Below are 14,252 nucleotides of genomic sequence, written 5' to 3' on the forward strand. Positions count from 1 at the left end.
CTATTGGACCCTGTCTTTTAGTCTGATTGTTGGTGTTGCGGCCAATGAGGACTCATCGGCGAACGCCCAGAGCTGCATACGTAGCTCGAGCGTGATGGCCTTGGCCGACTGATGGCCAAGGTCAATCTCGATGCCTGGCAAGACGTCGCGTACGACGAGGCCGACCGCTTGCTGAGCATCCACAGCGCCACCCAACAAGCACGGGCAAATCCGATAGGTTTGGATGGAGGTTTCAATCTCTATCGTTATGTGTCTAGCCCCCCTCACAGGAGTTGATTTTTGGGGTTGGTGCGAGAAAGTATGGTGGTGAGCAAATCGGGACATCATGTGCCATCGGTGCGAAAGTCGAAAGGTAGACTTTTCGCCGTTTGTAGACCAGATAAAACGCGGCCAGCACGATTACCTAGAGGTGGAAACCCAGGGCATGAATATTGGCCTCTACATCAGGCAGAAAGAGGACCGGTCGGGCCTCGGCAAGGCAATTTCCCAGGTACAGATGATCAACCTTTTGCGGCATATCGTGAGGTTTAAAAGGATTTGCATCATAACAAAGTTGATGTCGTTTCGCCGAACGGAACCCATGTATTTGGTGAAAATTTGACGCCGCGCGCAGCAGTCAATTTAATAGAAAATTGGCTTAGAGAGGATGGGCTAAGATGAAAATAGACTCTTTGGATGATTTGAGGCGCATAATCCAGCAGGATAGTTTTTTTGAGGCTGTTGTGTGTAGTGTGCATGATTGGGATGAAGCATTGGATAGGCGCGATGATGTCATCTTCGACTCTGCATGGACCGGTGCATTTGAGGAATTGAAAAAAATTGAATACTCATCTAAAAGCGATGAAAAGGGTGTAAGCGATATCCGAGAGTATGTGTTTAAGAAAGTATACGGGTTGATTGGTAGTTCGGATGCTGCAGGATATATTTCGGATGATATAGGGCTGGTGGCTGAGTCTATATCGAAAGTGTGCGATGTTCAGTGGGTGAAAAAGTTATTCGATATTTATTGTGTTGGAGAATTTCCTAATGAACTGATTCTTTAAGCTTTGCGCGTTTTTCGTTGAGGGTGGGCGTTCTAAGTCAGCTTTTTAGTATCCGGAGGCCTATATCGCGAGTTACATCTACATTATCCAAGAGCAGGTGGACCTGGTGTGCACCGAAGGCGGCCACTACATACTGCAGAGCCTCGATAACCTGTGCGAGGCCTGGCAGTTTACCTCGACCTTGTCCCACAACAAGCTGTCGCAGGTGGACAACACCGGCCTCAATACCTCGTCACTGGTTGAGCACGCCTACAACCCGATCCACCGCCGTTACCAGTACGACCCGGCCGGTGTACTGGTGCAAACCCTCTATAAGCTACGCGGCGAGTTCAAGTACGAATACGAAGCCAACGGCCAGTTGCGCAGCCGCAGTACCGCCCGCTCCCAGCTCGGTCTTGAACAAGCCGGTGCATTAGGCGACAGCCGCGAAGTCCCCTTCTACCGAATCACTCTCGGCTGGGCATTTGGGGGCGGCCACCACCATGCATTTTTCGGCGCTGGCTCGTTGGCGCCAGATCTACATCGATATTCCAGTACTGCGCTCGCGCCTCACGACTTTGGCCATCTTCAGGTCGAGTGGAGGGCCCCGCATCGCGCAGCCCGGCTTTCACCCTATTTGTAATACCGAAGGGACTATCAAGCGCGTTCAAGCCAAAACATAAAGGAAATCAGTTGCTATCTTATTGGGGTTTCTCCCCCATACTTGCTTTGAGTCGGGCCAATGTAGGTGACTCTCCACCTGTCAACTCAATGCGAAACTCTGCAAACGCATGCTCGAGATCGCCATACTGCTGCAAGCCTTCTTCAGTGAACAGGTAGCGACCCGGGATGTCGCGCCATTCCATGGCGGAATGGATCAGCTGTCGCTCTGCCGCATGCAGCAGCGGCTCTAGCTCTACGCTCAATTTCATGGCAGCGGGGTCCTGTGCCTTCAGGCTGTCGATCAACATGCGAAGCTTGACCGACTTCTGTTTGAGTTTTTCGGTGTTCATGTTCAGCCCTAGTTGGAAAGGGTGCCTATCAATTTTGGAGTGCCCCATTCGCTACGATTAGGTGTGAGGTATTGCATTGCCGCACCGGTGGGTGAAATTGTGCCATTGAGCTCTGTGGTAGGGGCAACTCCACTCACAAAAACTTCGGTTTGCTGCAAGGCCGATCTGTCCAAAGGCGAACGCCCCGGCACGCCCGCCGCTCACCACCCCGCCACGCCGCCGTCGCCAGCCAGTACCTGACCCTGGGCGCGCAGCGCCTCGACCAGGAAAAAGGTCGCGCAGGGCGTTTCCACCAGGCCGGTACGCTGTGCATCAAGGCGATAGCGGTGGCCGATGAAGCAGCCGTGCCGCACCGACGTTGTCAGCAGCCCGGCTATCTGCCGGCAGGCCAGCTCGCACCAGGCATTACGCCCCGGCAGGCATTGCCATAGGCGCAGCAAGGCCACCGAGGCGATGGCGATGGCGCAGGGGTCGGCCTCGTCGGCGCCTGGGCGGCCGCTGGCGGCGGCCGCGCCCCAGCGCTGGGTCCAGTACTCGCAGGCCCGGCCTGCGGCCTCGGCGTACTCACCACCATAGCGACCTACGGCCTCGGCCAGCCCCAGCATCGCCCAGGCCTGCCCCCGTGCCCATTGGCCTGGCGCGGTACGCTGCCAGTTACCGCCTGGCAGCAACAGGGCCTGATTGGCCCAGGCGCCCGAGGGCTCGGACAAGCTGTTCAGGCAACGCTGCAGGTGTTGGCGTGCCAGGGCCCAATGGTCGGCGTCCGGGCTGGCATGCAGCAGGGCGAGCGTCGGGGCCAGTGCGTCGATGTCCAAGGTCCTGGCGCCAGCCTCGCCAGCCCCCAGCCCTGTGCCCAGCCACCAACCGCCCAACTGTGGATCGTAGTCCGCGGCCAGTGCCGCGGCCGCCTGGGTGGCCAGGCCACGGGCCTGCTCATCGCACGACTGGCGGGCGGCAAGGCCGGCGCCGTACCAGAACACGAAGCTGCGGTTAACACTCGGTTCGCCAAGCTGTGCGGCCAGCCGGGCGCTCCAGGTCCGTGCTTCGGCCACATCCACCGCATTGCCACTGGCCTGGGCGCGCCGCCACCAAAGCGCGGCCCAGAAGCCGCCCAGCCAGGAGCCGCGGCGCGACAGTTTCCAGGGCGAGTCCCGATCGACGCGGTACAACGGGAAATGGCCATCGCACTGCTGCGAGATGCGCGGCAGGGGCGCCAGCAGGGCTTCGATGATCGCCCCGCGTTTACGCTGTTCCGGCATCGGCGCAGCCCTCCGACACCTGCCGCGCCCGGTACAGGCTGCGGCATAGCCCGGCCCCCAGGCACAAGGCGATCATCAGCAGTGTCCAGCCCGCGGTGAAGCCGCCGGGCTGGCGCAGCAGCACGGCGAACAGCGGTGGGCCCAGTGCGATACCGCCAAAGAACCCCAGCGACAGCAGCCCGGCGCTACTGGCAACTCCGCCGAAGCGCGGTTCGCGCAGCAGCATGCTCATGGCCACCGCGTTGCTGGCTACCAGGCTCAGGCCCATTCCGACCACCGCGGCCCACAGGGGCCAGTGGCGCGCGGGCGTGGCCAGTTGCATCAACACGATCGTCGCCAGGGCGAACAGGAACAGGCCGCCCAGCAACACGGTTTCATCCTTGAAAGCCGCGCCCAACGGCGTGAGCAGCAGCCGTGAAAGCACACCGGTGACGCCGAACGCACTGATCATCAGGCCGATGCTCGCGGGCGTCACACCGAGGCTGCTGGCATGCACGCCAAAAAAGGTGATGAAGGCCGACAGGCACAGCCCGGCGCAGCCCTGGATGGCCATCAGCCGCAGCAGCCAGCCGTTGGGCCGCTGTACGCGTACGGGCGGTCGATGCGCCTGGGGCGCCGGGGCGATTTGCCGAGCGACCAGCAGCGCCAGCAGCAGCGCCAATGGCGCCCAGCAGCCCAGCGCCATGCGCCAGCCCAGGGCCTGGCTGAGCACCGGCAGGGCCAGGCCGGCGAGCAGCGCCGAGGCCTGCACCCCGGCCTGCTTGATGCCTACCAGGCTGGCGCGCGGTGCGTCCACCGCCTGGGCGATGGCCTGGTTGGTAGCCGGGTTGGCCAGCGCCTGGGCCAGGCCGCAGAAGGCCAGGGCGATCACCAGCCCGACGAAGCCCGGCAGTACCAGCACCAGGCTGAAGGACAGTGCCACCAGCATGAACAGCGCCTGCAAGCCACGGCGCGAGCCAATGCGCTGTACCAGCGCCCCGGCCCATGGCGAGAGCAGCGCCGCCAGGCCGAATGCGCTGGTGGTCAGCCAGCCCAGTTGCTCACGGTCCAGCCCCAGCGCTTGAATCAGTTGCGGGCCGAGTACACCCAGCGCATAGAACACCATCATCGGCAGGCCCATGGCGCAGGTGAGCAGGGCGGCCAGCGGAACATGCCGCTTCATGGGGCCTCCTTGGCAGGCGAAGGAACGGAAGGGGTCAGCACGTCGAAGGCGCGGCCGGGGCGCGTGGCCTGGAGCAGGTCGCGCCCCAGGGTGCTGATCAGCGCGTCGTCGGTGCCGTCGAGAATGTGCGTGGTGCGGGCGCCGCGATAGATGCCCGACAGCGGCGACAGCTCGCTCAGGCCCTCGGCGCCCATTATCTGGATCGCCGAATCCACGGCCAGCGACAGCGCATCGGAGGCCGCCAGCTTGGCCAGGTTGACTTCGATGGCGCTGGCCTGGCCGCGATCGAAGGTGGCCGCTGCCTCGCGCAGCAGGCCCCGGGCCGCCGCGATCTCGCGGTAACAGCGGTATACCCGGGCACGTACCAGTTGCTTGTCGGCGAGCCGTGCCTGCGCGCCGCGGGCCGAGTGCACCCGCGCGCACAGATCGTCGAAGCAGCGCCGGGCCAGGCCCAGCCAGTGGGCGGCGCGCAACAGGCGGCCCAGGCCCAGGCGTTGCTGCATCAGCATCAGGCCCTGGCCTGGCGCGCCCAGCACCTGGTCAGGCTCCACCCGCACCGCCTCCAGGTGCAGCTCGCCCTGGCCCTGCTGACGGCCTAGCAGCGCCAGAGGCCGCACAAAACGAAAGCCTGGGCTGTTGCAGGGCACCACCAGCATCGACAGGCCGGTCTGCAACGGGCCCTCGTCGGTGCGGGCGATGACGGTGGCGAAATCTGCCCGCTCGGCACGGCAGATGAACCACTTGCGCGCCGTCAGCCGCCAGTGGTCGCCTTGCCATTGGGCGCGGCTGTTCAGGGTGGCCGGGATCGAGCCGATGCTGTCGGGCTCGGACATGGCATAGCAGGGCACTTGCTCGCCGCGCACCAGCGGCAGGTACACGCGCTCGCGCAGGCTTGGGTTGGCGTGGCGTGCCAGCATGTGGCAGTCCAGCGTGGCGTCGCAGCCGAGAATCGCCGGCGCGAACTCGCTGCGGCCTTCTTCGGCGGCCACCTCCAGGTAGTCGGTCAGGCGCGCGAGGCGACCGCCGTCGGCCACGGGGTAGAAATTGCCGGATACCCCGGCGCCCTTGGCCTGCACCTGCAGTTCGGCGCTTAGCCGCGCCGCCGCCGCGTCGCAGCGGCCCAGCTCGGCCTCACGCGGCAAAATCTGCCGCTCGACGAAGTGGCGTACCCGTTGCGCCAGTTCAATGACGTGCTCGTTGGCCATGGCTCAGCCCACCTGCCGCACGGGCTCGCCCAGCCCGGCTGCGTCGGCGGCCAAGGCACGCTTGTCGACCTTGCCGGCCGGTGTCAGTGGCAGGTGGCGATAAAAGCGCAGGTATTCCGGCAGCTTGTTCACTTCCAGCCCCTGTTCGCGCAGGAACCCGGTGATGTCCTGCAGGGCGAAGCGCGGGGCGCCGTCGCGCAGGGTCACGCACAGGCATACGCGCTGGCCCAGGTCCGGGTCGGGCACCGGCACGCAGGCCACGCTCACCACGTCCGGGTGGGCCATGGCCAGGCCTTCGATCTGCACCGGGCTGATGTTGGCGCCGCCGCGGATGATGATGTCCTTCTTGCGCCCGGCGAGCTTGAGGTAGCCGGCCGCGTCGATGAACCCCAGATCGCCGGTGCGCACCCAACCCTCGGCGTCGCGATAGCGCTCGTCCAGCTCAGGCGCATTGACGTACTGCATCGGGCTCAGCGGCCCGCGTGCCGTGATTTCACCCACGCTGCCCTGGGGCACTTCGCGGCCCAGGTCGTCGACGATACGTATTTCGCAGACCGCCGGGTTGGGCTTGCCCACGCTGCCCAGCACCGCTTCCAGCGGGTCGTCCAGGGTGTTGTGGCAGTTCACCCCGTCGGCCGAGCCATACAGGCTGATGAAACCGCAGCCGAAGGCTTCGCTGCAGCGCAGCACGGTGGCCTGGTCGATCACCGAACCGCCGCAGATCAGCCCGCGCAGGCTGGAGGTGTCGATCTGCGCCAGGGCCGGGTCGGCGGCGATGCGTTGCAGCATGGTCGGCACGCCAAGGATGAAGGTTGGGCGTAGGCGCGCGATGGCCTTTATCGCCTCGCCCACCTCGAAGCGCGGCAGTACCACCAGCGAGCCGCCCAGCCAGCTGAGCACGCCGAAGGTGGCGGTAGAGCCGAACGAGGACCCCAGCGGGACCAGGTACAGGCCGCGGAATTCGGCGCCGTCATCGCTGATGCGCTGCAGGAAGCGCCCCCGTCCACCGATCAGTGCGTTGTGCGAATACGCCACCAGCTTGGGCTCGGATTCGGTACCGGAAGACACCAGCAGGCGTACTGGCGAGTCCGGGCATACCCGCGGCAGGCTGGTGCTGTCGATCGGCGCATGCTCGAACAGGGCGTCGAGGGTCGACCAGCCTGCACGCGGTGCGCCGTCTACGATCAGCACGCGCAACGAGAGCAGGGTTGGGCGTAGCGACTCGATGACCTCGCACAGGTCGATGTCGGCATACGTGGCCGGTACGATGACCGCCCGGGCATCGCAGCGGCGCACCAGCGCCTGGATGTCGAGCTTGCCGCGCCCCGGCGGGAAGGGTGCGACGATGGCGCCCAGGGCCGCCACCGCCAGGTCGATGGCGCAGCAGCGCCAGCTGTTGCTCAATTGGTAGGCCACCACGTCGCCGGCAACGATGCCCGACTGGCGCAGGCTGCCGGCCAGGCGCAGGGCTGCGCCCAGCAGTTCGGCATAGCTGACGTCGCCCTCGGGGGACAGCACCGCCGGCTTGGCCGGCGTTTCCCGGGCGCGTTCGCGGAACAGGTCGAACACGTCGCGATTAGGGTAGCTGCCGTCTTCGCGCCAGCGGCGACGGGCAGCCTGGGGTACCAGGTCGATGATGCCGGCAGTGTTCATGTGAAACTCCAGGGTGATTGAACGGATCGGTAGGCGCGCTGACCGAAGCAGTCGGCCAGGCGCGGGTCGTTGGCCAGGCACGCCAGGTCCTGATGCACCTGGCTGGCGGCAATGCCAGCCTGCTGGCAGCGCGTCTGCCAGTGCCGGGCGTCGGCGCTGGCCAGGCGCCGGGGTAGCTCTGCGGGGGTGCAGGTGCCGCCCAGCAGTTGCCCCAGGGCTTGCCACTGCTGGCGTGTCTGGCAGTCCAGTGCGAGCAGGCCGTCGCCGGTCTCGAACACGCCTTGCAGCAGGCTGGGCGGGGTGCTGTTGCAGGGGGGGGCCAGCAGCAGGTCGGCGGCGCCCAGCAGCGAGCTGTGTACCTGGTTGCCGCGCCCGTGCAGGCTGCGGTCCAGCAGCGCGGCGCAGATGCCTTGCGCGCTGATCACACCACCCAGGACATCGAGCGCGGTGAACAGCGTGCCGCCACGTGTGCCACTGGCGCGGGCGATGCGCTCGGCGACGCCGGACCACGCCTGCACGGTGAAGTCGGTGCCGGGCGCCGATACCGGGGCATCGCCCCAGCCACCGGCGTAGGCATGCACCAGGCCCGGCCGGGCAAGCTGCAGGTCGGCGGCATCCAGACCCAGCTCGGCGGCCTTGCCGGGGGCCCAGTTATGCAGGAACACGTCGGCGTCGGCGCACAGGGCGCGGATCTCGGCGCGACCTGCAGCGGACTTGATATCCACTTCGCGTACTGTCTTCAGGTGATTGAGCGCGTCGAAGCGCACCGAGCAGCCATCGGCGCAGGGCGGCATGTGCCGCAGGGGGTCGCCGCCTGGCGGCTCCAGGCGGATCACCTCGGCACCTAGCAGGGCCAGCAGGTGCCCGGCCAGCGGCCCCTGGATACGGCGGCATGACTCCAGCACGCGCAGGCCTTGCAACGGTAGCGCGGCTGGGCGCGGGGCTGGCCGCAGCGGTGCCTGCGGGCCGGGTGTCAGCCGCCAGGGGGTGTGCAGGCTGGCCGGGTAGTCGGCATCGGCCTGGCGCTGCGCCGGGCTGCGCAGTACCACCAGCGCTACCCCGCTGGCCCGCGCCTGCTGCCGGATCTGCGCCAGCGGCAGGCGCGCCAGTGCGTCCAGGCATTCGGCCGGCATCGGCGCCACGGCCTTAGCATAGCGCAGCAGAAAGTGCTGCCAGGCTTTGCCGGCCAGGCTGTCGGGCAAGCCGAGGGCGTGCCAGAAGTGGCGCCAGGGCTGGCTGTCGAGGGTTTCCAGTTCGAAGGCCGTGCCTTCCAGGGAAACGAACGGCGGGCGGGCAAGCGCGTCGTCCTGCCCCGGCAGCAGCCGTTCGGCGTCTTCCGGTGCGGTTGCGCCAGCCAGGTACTGGCCGATACTCAGCAGGCCGCCGCGCAGCGGGTCCAGGCTTACCTGGGTGAACTGCCCGCCGCGCAGTTGGCCGACGGCAGCAGCCAGGCTGGCCTGCCAGGCGAGGGCGGCGTTGAGGGCGGCCAGGTAATCCACGCCCAGTGCTTGCGGGCGCCCGCTGGCACGGCCGTGCACCGACATCAGGCCGCAGGCAGCTTGCTGTATGAACTCGCTGGTGCTCTCCAGGGGCAGACCTGGCGGTGCAACGAACCGCATGTGAACGGGGTGCAGATCAGCGTGGGCCAACTGCAGCGCGGCCCCTTCGGCCAGGCCGTCGAGGGCACGCAGGCCAAGGCACTGGCCGTGGTGTTGCAGGGCGCGGCTCAGGCCCTGCCAGCCGGGCAGGGAGGGGCCGCTGCGCCAGCCGAGGCTGGCGTCATCTAGCATACGGGACATGGCGGATCTCGCGAACAGGTTACGGGCGAGCAGGCTTCGCGGGCGGGCCCGCGAAGCGGTGAGCGGTGGGTCAGCCGCCGGCCACGGCGGGCAGTACGGTCAGTTGGTCACCGGGGCGGATAGGCGTGGCCAGGCCGTCGGCGAAGCGGATGTCGTCGTCGTTGACGTAGATGTTGACGAAACGGTGCACCTGGTCGTCTTTCACCAAGCGGGCCTTGATGCCGGGGTAGCGGCTGTCCAGGTGCTCGATGATGTGGCGCACGGTATCGCCTTGGGCCTGGACCTGCTTCTGGCCGTCGGTGAGTGGGCGCAGCAGGGTGGGGACGATCACGGAAACCGACATGCTTTTCTCCTTGTGGTACACGTTGTGCCGGGGGCCGGCAAGGGTCAGGGCTGGACGCACAGGGGCTCTTCGAACACCCGTCCGTCGATGATGCGAAAGCTGCGCGCGGCGTGCCGCGCCTCGCCCCAGGTCGAGACGATCAGGTAATGCACCTGGGGGTCGCTGGCCAGGGCGATATCCTCGCGGCTTGGCCAGGCTTCGCTGGCGGTGTGCGAGTGGTAGATCACCCGGCAGTCTTCGTCGCGCTGATCCAGCTCACGCCAGACCTGCAACTGCTCGCGCGGATCGAAGCTGAACCAGGTGGGGCTGGCGGCCTGGTTGCGCATCGGTACCACCCTGTGTGCAAGCGGCTCGCCGCTGGCGGCGGCAATCAGCCCACAGGCCTCGATGGGATGCGCGGCCTGGGCCAGGTGCCTTACCTGTTCCAGGGCCTGAGCGGTGATGCGCAGAACCATGCGGGCGCCCTCAATAGCTCGGCAGGGCCGGTTCCACTTCGCGCACCCACGCCAGCACGCCGCCTTGCAGGTCACGCACCCTGCCGTGGCCGAGCCGTTGCAGGTCGCCGGCCACGGCTTTGGAGCGCATGCCCGACTTGCAGGTGATCACCAGGTCGGTGTCGTGGCCGTAGCGCTCGACGATCTGCGTCGCCACCTGCGCAGACTTGGGCATGAGCACCGCGCCGTCGATGCGCACGATGTCCCATTCGGTCGGCTCGCGCACGTCGATGATCACCGGCGCGCGTCCGGCATCCTGCAGCGACTTGAGCTGCACCGCGCTGATCTGCGGCACGGGCGCTGCATCACTGGCAGCGGGTCGGTCCAGCCCGCACAACGCCTGGTAGTCGCCCAGGGCGGTGACCGGCTGGCGCTGCGGCAAACGGCGCAAGGGCAGCTCGCGGTAGCTCATCTGCAACGCGTCGTAGACCATCAGGCGGCCCAGCAGTGGCTCGCCGATGCCGGTCAGCAGCTTGATCGCTTCGGTAGCCATGATCGAGGCGATGGCCGCGCACAGCACGCCGAGCACGCCACCTTCGGCGCAGGAAGGCGCCAGCTCCGGCGGCGGTGGCTCCGGGTAGAGGTCGCGGTAGTTCAAGCCGCGACCGCCCGGGGCATTCTCCCAGAACACCGACGCCTGGCCTTCGAAGCGGAAGATCGAGCCCCATACGTAGGGCTTGTCGGCCAGGATGCAGGCGTCGTTGACCAGGTAGCGGGTGGCGAAGTTGTCGGTGCCGTCGAGGATCAGGTCGTAGCCGCTGAACAGCTCCACGGCCATGTCCGCCTCAAGGCGTTCGGTATGGGTGTGCACCTTGACCAGCGGGTTGAGGCGGGCAATGGCCTGGCGAGCGCTCTCGGCCTTGAGCTCGCCGAGGGTGTCGACGCTGTGAATCACCTGGCGTTGCAGGTTGGACTCGTCGACCCGGTCGAAGTCGATCACGCCCAGGGTGCCGATGCCGGCTGCGGCGAGGTAGAGCAGGGTCGGCGAGCCCAGCCCGCCGGCGCCGATCACCAGCACCCTGGCGTTCTTCAGGCGGCGCTGGCCGAGTACGCCGATGTCGGGAATCAACAGGTGACGGCTGTAGCGGTTCACTTCTTCGCGGCTGAGCTCGGCTGCGGGCTCGACCAGAGGCAGTAAGGTCATATCGCTTTCTTCCATTCAGTAGATACGAACTGGAACCATTTTCAATTGTGTGAGCCGCCGGTTCAATCCGCCGAGCGGCCCGATTCGTATGGCAAAGCGCGGTAAAACTATGGGTTTTGTCGGCGGGGCGGTGGCAGGGCGCAAAGGGGCTGCGTGGCAGCCCCCGTGGCTCACGACTGGAACGTGGCCAAGTCCTCGCAGACGCTGGCGAAGGCGCTCAGAAAGCATTCGGCTTCCTCGCGCGTGAGCACCAGCGGCGGCTGGATACGCATCACCCGGTTGTTGTTGGCGGTAACGAAGGTGAGCACGCCATGTTCCTCGGACAGCTTGGTCATGAAGCGCAGCACGAACATGTCTTCCAGGTTCTGCTCCAATGCCTGGGCGGCGGCCTCCAGGTGCGCGCGGGCAGCGCCCGACAGCATGCGGTAGGTGGCCATGGCCTGGCCCGGTATGCGCCCCGCCAGTTCCTTGACCAACGCCTGCACGCCGCCGCGCATGTCCTGGTGAAACTCGATCGCCAGCATCAGCCCGCGGCCGCGCACCGCCACCAGGAACGGGTAGCGGTCCACCAGGTGCTGCAAGCCGGCCTGCAGAAACGCCCCCACTTCGGCGGCATTGGCACACAGGCCGTCCTGCTCCAGCACATCCAGCGCCGCCAGGGCCGCGGCGGCAGCGAAGTTACCGCCACCGAAGGTCGAGGTGTGCAGGGCGAAGCTGTCGATATCGCCATAGGCACGTTCCCACACGGCGTCGCGCGACAACGTGGCACCGATTGGCACCAGGCCGCCGGACAGCGACTTGGAAAGCACCATGATGTCTGGCGCGGTATTGTCCCACTCACAGGCGAACAGCTTGCCCGTGCGGCCCAGGCCGGTCTGGATCTCGTCCAGTATCCACAGGCAGTCGAACTCATCGCACAGCGCACGAACCCCAGCCAGGTAGCCAGGCGGTGGCAGGATCACGCCGCCTTCGCCCTGGATCGGCTCGACGATGAAGGCAGCCACGTCGCCTTGCTCCAGGCGCCTGCGCAACGCGTGCAGGTCGCCGAAGGGCAGGCTGTCGCAGCGCGGCAGCAGGGGCTCGAAGGGGGTGCGGTGCTTGGCCCGGCCGGTCACCGACAGTGCGCCCAGGGTCTTGCCGTGGTAGCCGTTGTCGCAGTAGACCACGCTGCGCTTGTCGCTGGCGGCCAGGGCCAGTTTCAGTGCCGCCTCTACCGCCTCGGTTCCGGAGTTGCTGAAGAACACCCGGTTCAGCCCACCGGGCGCCAGTGCCGCCAGGCGCTGGGCCAGCAGGCTGGCGTGCAATGGCGCCGAGAGGTACTGGATGAAGGTGGGAAATTGCGCCTGCAGGTAGCCTTGCAAGGCCTGGCTGATGGCTGGGTGATTATGGCCGGTGTTGAGGCAGCCGTAGCCGGCGACGAAGTCGAGAAAGCGCCGGCCGTCCAGGTCGGTGAGCCAGCAGCCCTGGCCCTGGCTGAAGACACGCTCGATATGGTTGAACCGGTAGAACTCGCGCAGCACCGGGTTGATGTGCTCGGCAAAGCTGTTGAGCACTTCGCGGCGCAAGGCCAGGGGCTCGTCGGTGGCGTCGCTGGCGCGTAGCGCACGGCGCGGGTGGTGGTGGCGGTGCAGGCGGTCGAAGGCCTCGCTGGCGAGCACTTCGCCGTCATGGGTCATGGGCGAAGGGCTGAAGCCGTGACGCTCGGCGATGCGGCCGATCTCCAGCACCTTGTGCACCGGCAACTCACGGCCCAGGGAGAATGGCTCGGCGCGGCCCTCCAGCGCCAGGATCATGGTTTCGGCCAGGCAGCCATTGAGGCTGCGCTTGGGCTCCAGGCCCAGGCTGCGCAGCCCCAGGTGCACGGCGGGGCTGGCGGAGACCAGGCCGGCGTCCACCAGCAGGATGTCGCGGCGCTGGTGGGGCACGTCCATCACGTCCTTGGGCAAGGCGGCATCCAGCACCACCGAGCCTGGCAGCAGCCGGCGTGGGTCGATCAGGCCGCCGCTGGACGTCGCGGCTACATAGAAGCGCACCTGGGCGTAACAGTCTTCAAGGTTGTCATGCAGGGTGACCTGGGCGTGGTACTGGCTGGGCAGGTATTCCAGGTGCGCCTGGGCCTGCTGGGCGTTGCCCCGGTGCACCAGGCGCAGCCGGCAGCCCTGTTCGGCCAGCAACCGCGCCACGGCCAGGGCGATCGACCCGGGGTAGCCGAGTACCGCCACCTCGGCGTCCGCTGCGGCGATGCCCAGCAGGCGCAGGCTGTCCATCAGGTTGGCGTAGGCGGCGAAGGCGGTCAGCGAGTTGCCGGTGGTAACGGCCACCTCGGCCTGCTGCATGGTCGCCACGCCGCGGTTGCCGACGATCGCGGTAAAGCCGCCCAGGCCCACCAGTTCGGCGCCTTCGGCCTTGAGCGCGGCCACGCCCTGCAGCACCCGTTCGGCAATCGCGCGCGGCTGGCGCAGCATCTGCTCGGCGGTCAGCGGCACGAACTGCAGCATTCCCGAGCACTCGGCGCCACAGGCGCTGACGATGCGCCCGAAATCGATGAACGGCACCAGGTTGCGCTGCTGCCAGCGCTCGGCCTGGTAACCCCAGGCCTGTTCTTCCAGGGTGCGGTCGAGCATGTCCACCAGCTTGACCTGATGCAGCAGGCCAGTGGAGGTGGGGTGGGCAATGAATCCGAATTTCATCAGCAGTTTTCCATGTTCAGGCGGCTCCAGGCGGTTTCCGAGACCAGGCTCAAGCCATCGCCCTCGGAGTTGTGGCCCAGCCATACGTCGAAGAAGTTCAGGCGCCCCGGCGCAGTCAGCGCCTGGCGCAGGGTGTCGGGGCAGAACTGCAGCAGGCGGGCGCGGCAGACACGCAGCGGGCCGAACGCGCGCTCTTCCCACAGCGGCCCCTCGGCCAGCGGCACGTTGACCTGGCTGGCGCCGTGGCAGGCATAGCGTTTGTCCAGGTAGGTCTGAATCATCGACAGCACGCCGTTGGCCAGGTACATCACCGTGACGTTGCGCTGGCCGGCATCGGCGCTGCTGGCCAGGCTCATCGCCAGGCGCTGCTCGATGTCCGGCACCAGGGCGCGGGCACCGTCGCCAATGAACGCCAGCACATGGCGCTCGTCGTTCAGGGCTATGTAGGGCAGCGACATCAGCGCATCG

The 14,252-nt window shown here is 66.6% G+C and carries 12 protein-coding genes and 1 pseudogene; 2 read left to right on the forward strand and 11 right to left on the reverse strand.

Going from position 1 to position 14,252, the window contains the following annotated elements; all coding sequences use genetic code 11:
• Positions 1-656: 656 nt before the first annotated feature.
• Complete coding sequence (locus tag AACG97_RS13015) at positions 657-1,043, forward strand: hypothetical protein (RefSeq protein WP_009681724.1); 387 nt, start codon at positions 657-659, stop codon at positions 1,041-1,043.
• Between the two features lie 157 nt (positions 1,044-1,200).
• Positions 1,201-1,446, forward strand: a pseudogene (locus AACG97_RS28035) (HNH/ENDO VII family nuclease); the annotation flags it as partial.
• Between the two features lie 277 nt (positions 1,447-1,723).
• Here the strand turns inward: AACG97_RS28035 and AACG97_RS13025 are convergent.
• From AACG97_RS13025 to AACG97_RS13075, 11 genes are all read right to left on the reverse strand, one after another.
• Positions 1,724-2,035 (reverse strand): hypothetical protein, encoded by a 312-nt coding sequence (locus AACG97_RS13025; protein ID WP_182368031.1) that lies wholly within the window; start codon positions 2,033-2,035, stop codon positions 1,724-1,726.
• A 200-nt stretch (positions 2,036-2,235) separates the two neighbouring features.
• Positions 2,236-3,294 carry a glucuronyl hydrolase gene (locus tag AACG97_RS13030; RefSeq protein WP_182368034.1) on the reverse strand — a complete coding sequence of 353 codons (1,059 nt, stop codon included), beginning with the start codon at positions 3,292-3,294 and terminating at the stop codon, positions 2,236-2,238.
• Positions 3,278-4,456 carry an MFS transporter gene (locus tag AACG97_RS13035; protein WP_182368037.1) on the reverse strand — a complete coding sequence of 393 codons (1,179 nt, stop codon included), beginning with the start codon at positions 4,454-4,456 and terminating at the stop codon, positions 3,278-3,280. The genes AACG97_RS13030 and AACG97_RS13035 overlap by 17 nt, the downstream gene beginning before the upstream one ends.
• On the reverse strand, positions 4,453-5,661 hold the full coding sequence (locus AACG97_RS13040; protein ID WP_225785558.1) for an acyl-CoA dehydrogenase family protein: 1,209 nt from the start codon (positions 5,659-5,661) through the stop codon (positions 4,453-4,455). Before AACG97_RS13040 ends, AACG97_RS13035 begins: the two co-directional genes overlap by 4 nt.
• A gap of 3 nt (positions 5,662-5,664) precedes the next feature.
• Positions 5,665-7,314, reverse strand: coding sequence for a class I adenylate-forming enzyme family protein (locus AACG97_RS13045; protein WP_009681730.1), 1,650 nt, complete (start codon positions 7,312-7,314; stop codon positions 5,665-5,667).
• Positions 7,311-9,113, reverse strand: a complete 1,803-nt coding sequence (locus tag AACG97_RS13050) for a CoA transferase (protein ID WP_047150221.1) — start codon at positions 9,111-9,113, stop codon at positions 7,311-7,313. The genes AACG97_RS13045 and AACG97_RS13050 overlap by 4 nt, the downstream gene beginning before the upstream one ends.
• A gap of 70 nt (positions 9,114-9,183) precedes the next feature.
• A complete protein-coding gene (locus tag AACG97_RS13055; RefSeq protein WP_009681732.1) occupies positions 9,184-9,456 on the reverse strand; it encodes a MoaD/ThiS family protein in 273 nt (90 codons plus the stop codon).
• A 44-nt stretch (positions 9,457-9,500) separates the two neighbouring features.
• Positions 9,501-9,911, reverse strand: coding sequence for a Mov34/MPN/PAD-1 family protein (locus tag AACG97_RS13060; protein ID WP_009681733.1), 411 nt, complete (start codon positions 9,909-9,911; stop codon positions 9,501-9,503).
• A gap of 10 nt (positions 9,912-9,921) precedes the next feature.
• The gene (gene moeB / locus AACG97_RS13065; RefSeq protein WP_047150226.1) at positions 9,922-11,094 is read right to left on the reverse strand and encodes a molybdopterin-synthase adenylyltransferase MoeB; all 1,173 of its coding nucleotides are present in this window, start codon (positions 11,092-11,094) and stop codon (positions 9,922-9,924) included.
• 170 nt (positions 11,095-11,264) lie between these two features.
• Complete coding sequence (locus tag AACG97_RS13070; protein ID WP_054881958.1) at positions 11,265-13,784, reverse strand: aminotransferase class III-fold pyridoxal phosphate-dependent enzyme; 2,520 nt, start codon at positions 13,782-13,784, stop codon at positions 11,265-11,267.
• On the reverse strand, positions 13,784-14,242 hold the full coding sequence (locus tag AACG97_RS13075) for a hypothetical protein (protein ID WP_232555164.1): 459 nt from the start codon (positions 14,240-14,242) through the stop codon (positions 13,784-13,786). The genes AACG97_RS13070 and AACG97_RS13075 overlap by 1 nt, the downstream gene beginning before the upstream one ends.
• Positions 14,243-14,252 lie beyond the last annotated feature (10 nt).

The sequence above is a fragment of the Pseudomonas sp. Nvir genome (assembly GCF_963778085.1).
GTDB classification, from domain to species: domain Bacteria; phylum Pseudomonadota; class Gammaproteobacteria; order Pseudomonadales; family Pseudomonadaceae; genus Aquipseudomonas; species Aquipseudomonas juntendi.

Coding starts and splice junctions, on each gene's coding strand:
- AACG97_RS13040 (WP_225785558.1), bottom strand. CDS start 5,661: ATGGCCAACGAGCACGTCATTGAACTGGCGCAACGGGTACGCCACTTC.
- AACG97_RS13060 (WP_009681733.1), bottom strand. CDS start 9,911: ATGGTTCTGCGCATCACCGCTCAGGCCCTGGAACAGGTAAGGCACCTG.
- AACG97_RS13070 (WP_054881958.1), bottom strand. CDS start 13,784: ATGAAATTCGGATTCATTGCCCACCCCACCTCCACTGGCCTGCTGCAT.
- AACG97_RS13025 (WP_182368031.1), bottom strand. CDS start 2,035: ATGAACACCGAAAAACTCAAACAGAAGTCGGTCAAGCTTCGCATGTTG.
- moeB (WP_047150226.1), bottom strand. CDS start 11,094: ATGACCTTACTGCCTCTGGTCGAGCCCGCAGCCGAGCTCAGCCGCGAA.
- AACG97_RS13015 (WP_009681724.1), top strand. CDS start 657: ATGAAAATAGACTCTTTGGATGATTTGAGGCGCATAATCCAGCAGGAT.
- AACG97_RS13030 (WP_182368034.1), bottom strand. CDS start 3,294: ATGCCGGAACAGCGTAAACGCGGGGCGATCATCGAAGCCCTGCTGGCG.
- AACG97_RS13045 (WP_009681730.1), bottom strand. CDS start 7,314: ATGAACACTGCCGGCATCATCGACCTGGTACCCCAGGCTGCCCGTCGC.
- AACG97_RS13055 (WP_009681732.1), bottom strand. CDS start 9,456: ATGTCGGTTTCCGTGATCGTCCCCACCCTGCTGCGCCCACTCACCGAC.
- AACG97_RS13075 (WP_232555164.1), bottom strand. CDS start 14,242: ATGTCGCTGCCCTACATAGCCCTGAACGACGAGCGCCATGTGCTGGCG.
- AACG97_RS13035 (WP_182368037.1), bottom strand. CDS start 4,456: ATGAAGCGGCATGTTCCGCTGGCCGCCCTGCTCACCTGCGCCATGGGC.
- AACG97_RS13050 (WP_047150221.1), bottom strand. CDS start 9,113: ATGTCCCGTATGCTAGATGACGCCAGCCTCGGCTGGCGCAGCGGCCCC.